The organism is Rummeliibacillus pycnus (genome assembly GCF_050459865.1).
GTDB classification, from domain to species: domain Bacteria; phylum Bacillota; class Bacilli; order Bacillales_A; family Planococcaceae; genus Rummeliibacillus; species Rummeliibacillus pycnus_B.
In genome coordinates this window covers 1-4,011 of the sequence record NZ_JBCMNM010000125.1, presented here as the reverse complement: position 1 = coordinate 4,011, position 4,011 = coordinate 1, and the positions used below count along the sequence as shown (strand labels likewise).

The following is a 4,011-nucleotide window of genomic DNA, read 5'->3' as shown; positions in this document are numbered from 1 at the left end:
GAAAGCGCCATCTGTAGCGGCATACTAACTAATTTTTAGAAGTGAAATACTATCCGGATTATTGAATTGTTTATCTAGAAAATATTCGTATTTCTTATAGAAAACCATTTATCAAATTGTCTCAGATATGTTGAAATTATCATATTTATTCATGGATAATATTGTAATTTTGAAGGCAGAAAAATAGCAAAGATGGTACAATAAAATGAGGAAAACAAGCGAAAGGTGACAGGTTGAATGATCGAAAAAGCTCAGCTTTATTTACAACAATTTTTTGGTTACAAACAATTTCGTTTGGGACAAGAAAGGATAATAGAACAAGTACTAAATGGTGAATCAAGTTTATGTGTAATGCCTACTGGTGGTGGGAAATCAGTTTGCTACCAAATTCCAGCTTTAATGCTTGAGGGAACAACAATTGTAATCTCTCCATTAATCTCCCTTATGCAAGACCAAGTAGATACATTACTAGAAATGGGAATTGAAGCAGCTTATATTAACTCCTCTCTAAGTCAAGAAGAATATCAAGAAACGATTGAGTTTGCAAAGGAAGGACATTATAAACTTCTATATATTGCACCTGAAAGACTTGAATCTGATTCTTTTACAAAATTACTAGCATCACTAAAAGTACCGTTAGTCGCAGTAGACGAAGCGCACTGTATTTCGCAATGGGGACATGATTTCCGTCCAAGTTATAGAGCCATTGGGCGGTTAACGAATCTTTTTCAAAAAAGACCAACAGTAGTAGCACTAACTGCTACGGCAACCCCAGCAGTACGAGAAGATATTTGTGAACAATTAAATATAGCAGAAGAAAATACAATTATTACAGGTTTTGCACGTGAAAATTTAAGCTTTTCGGTAATTATTGGACAAAATAAAGAACGTTATGTCAAAGATTTTGTAAAGAAAAACGCACATGAAGTAGGTATTATCTATGCAGCGACTAGAAAAACTGTAGATCATCTTTTTGAAGTTTTGAAAAAGGCTGGCATTAAAGTCGCGAAATATCATGCAGGATTATCTGAATCACTACGACAGTCTGAACAAAACCGCTTTTTACACGATGAAGCATCCGTTATGATTGCTACAAACGCCTTTGGAATGGGTATAGATAAATCGAATGTTCGATATGTAATTCATTACCAGATAACTAAAAATATGGAAAGTTATTATCAAGAAGCGGGGAGAGCAGGACGTGATGGTCTACCAAGTGAGTGCGTTTTGTTATATGCCCCACAAGATGTTCAAACACAACGTTTTTTAATTGATCAAACAGATGAACGAGAAAGAATTCCAACTGAATTGAAAAAGTTACAAAGCATGGTTGATTATTGTCATACAGAAAATTGTTTACAACAATATATTGTCAGCTATTTTGGTGACGATATAGAAGAGAAGTGTGGGAAATGTAGCAATTGTATGGATGACCGTGAAGTTTTTGATGTTTCTGAAGAGTGCCAAAAAGTCTTATCTTGTGTCATTCGAATGGGGCAAAAATTCGGTAAAACAATGGTTGCGCAAGTATTAGTTGGTTCAAAAAATCAAAAGCTTCGTGCCTTTAGATTTGAAAGTCTATCAACATATGGAATTTTAAAAGAAATGACGATCAAAGAAGTAACGAATTTCATGGAATTTATGATTGCTGAGGAACTGTTGGCTGTGAATCAGGGGACGATGCCAACCGTATATGTGACATCCAAAGGAAAAGAAGTACTTTTGGGAAATAGATTAGTGAAAAGAAGAGGAATCGTTGTCACGAAACAAATTAGCGGCACGGATCCTTTATTTGAAGAACTAAGAATTGTCCGAAAGCAATTAGCAGATGAAGCAAATGTGCCACCTTTTGTTATTTTTTCAGACAAATCGTTGCAAGATATGTGTGCAAAAAAACCAACAAATAATCGTGAGTTTTTAGAAGTAAATGGTGTAGGGGAAAATAAACTAGAAAAATATGGAGAAGTATTCTTAAAAGCAATTGCAAATTTTCAATCAAACGTATGAATAGGGGGAGGGTAGATGACATTTCAAAAGTTAGCTTCAAGCTGTCAAGAAATCGTAGCATCGTATCCAAATGCGCAAATAGGAGTTGCCATTTTAGATGGTGAACAGTCTTTTTATTTTAAGGAAGATACCGTTTTTCGATCAGCTAGCATTATAAAAATACCGATTCTTCTTTCTAGTTACTTGAATTTTGAAGATAAATTAGATGATATAGCGATAATTCCAGAGCGCTTAATTGTAGAAGGGGCTGGAGTTATTCCATTTTTAACAGGGAAGTTGCCTTTCACATACCGTAATCTAATGGAGTTAATGATAATTGTTTCAGATAATACAGCTTCAAATGCATTGTTATATAGAAATTCAATGGACACTGTAAATCAATTGATGAAGGATATGGGGTGTCATACGAGTAAGATTGAACGCTATTTTATGGACGAAGAGGCTGTATTAAAAGGATTAGATAATACTACAACAGCTAAAGAAATGGTAATAATGCTCCAACAGATTGGAGAGTCTGGAGGAATCCTTGACGAAGAACAAAAAACGGATGCGCTTCGTATATTAGGTAATCAACAATCTGAAGAAATGTTACCAGCCTACACATTTGACGAAGAAATACATTACTATCATAAAACAGGTGGTTTAACGGGTGTAGATCACGATGTAGCGATTATTGAATATCAAGAAAAGAAAATATACGTTGCCGTATTAACTCAAGATTGGGAAGATGGCTTTACAGGGAAGAAATGTATCGCTGAAATTGGAAAAGTAATTGTAGATTATTTAAAGAGTTGAACGAAAATGAAAAAAGCTATCCAAAAGTGAATGAATAATTCACTTGGGTAGCTTTTTACTTGGGGTGTAAAACTCCAATGTTTTATATGTATTTCTTCAGGAGTCTCGCAGTTCATACCCACTTTGATAAATAAAGATAAGTGAAAAAGAATTAAATACTATAATGGCTAAAATCGACGAAAATATCCAACTAGAAAGGCTTATTGTTCAGCATCTCTCAACATCAAATTCATCTCATTGAATTGTCCTCTTCATAACGTCAAATGTACATGCTCTTCATCTAACAACACAATTCCAGTGACGCCGTTGACAGTTTCAGAATGGATAATTTTATCCTTTAATACAGGAAGTAATTTTGGAGAGAGTGCAACATGAACTCCTTCTACCTCCATTATAATATCAGTATGAATGGGGGTATCGATATCAGCTGCATACTGCATCCCATTTCGATCTGCTACTGCATAAAATCGGAGTAGATGGTACTTATTATCAGCCGTTAATCTAGTGATAAATTTCTTCCCCTGAATGGTTAGTCTCATTGTGAAATCATCCTTTACGCAAGATCAGAAAATGTTTATGCGCTCAGTATTCCACCTCATTCACCGATTTAAACACTAACAAAGTTATGATGAAAAATATCTTCATTTTCTTGTAAGCCATTCTGCAACGATAAAAAATATAATAAAAAAAGCAAATGCTAAAATGAAAAACCACATAGGTACACCACTAAATGACACCACAGTCACCTCCCACCGAAAAATTCTTTCTTTAATAGTAACATAATTTCTTTTCAGCTCCTTTCAAATAGCTTTTAAATTTAGCTAATCAAAGTTTTTCGTGAAAAATCAACTTAATTTTAGGACAAACGTAATAAAATCGTTTAAAATAAGACTAGATAGGTATTTAGTTAAGAGAGGTTGTTTTAAAGAATGATTCATTTAAATTGGAAAAATGCACCAACAGTTAAAACAGTTACATGCGAACATACAGATGCAAAAAAATATTTAGTTTCAAATGTACTTACAGTTGGAAAAGAATATGAAGTGAAAAACGAAACAGAAGAATTCTATTTTGTCATCGATAACACAGGTCATGTTGGTGGCTATTACAAAGAATACTTCGAATAAATCGAAGCTATGAAGGAGCTTTTCGCTTACCCAATGTAGGCGGAAAGCTTTTTTATTTAAAAATATTTATTTGAATCAATTT

Annotated in this window: 4 protein-coding genes; 3 read left to right on the top strand and 1 reads right to left on the bottom strand. The window is 33.8% G+C overall.

Translation table 11 applies throughout. The features are described from left to right. The first annotated feature begins 237 nt into the window (after window positions 1–237). Window positions 238–2,007 (top strand): DNA helicase RecQ, encoded by a 1,770-nt coding sequence (gene recQ, locus ABE048_RS19910; RefSeq protein ID WP_430313038.1) that lies wholly within the window; start codon window positions 238–240, stop codon window positions 2,005–2,007. Window positions 2,008–2,022: 15 nt separating this feature from the next. After that, entirely contained in the window at window positions 2,023–2,802 is a 780-nt protein-coding gene (locus ABE048_RS19905) for a serine hydrolase (RefSeq protein ID WP_430313037.1), read from the top strand. A 251-nt stretch (window positions 2,803–3,053) separates the two neighbouring features. On the opposite strand, the gene ABE048_RS19900 is transcribed toward ABE048_RS19905, so the two are convergent. Next, the gene (locus tag ABE048_RS19900; RefSeq protein ID WP_430313036.1) at window positions 3,054–3,341 is read right to left on the bottom strand and encodes a hypothetical protein; all 288 of its coding nucleotides are present in this window, start codon (window positions 3,339–3,341) and stop codon (window positions 3,054–3,056) included. A 390-nt stretch (window positions 3,342–3,731) separates the two neighbouring features. Here ABE048_RS19900 and ABE048_RS19895 point away from each other — a divergent pair, with 390 nt between their 5' ends. Then, complete coding sequence (locus ABE048_RS19895; protein WP_430313035.1) at window positions 3,732–3,929, top strand: DUF6501 family protein; 198 nt, start codon at window positions 3,732–3,734, stop codon at window positions 3,927–3,929. Window positions 3,930–4,011: the final 82 nt, after the last annotated feature.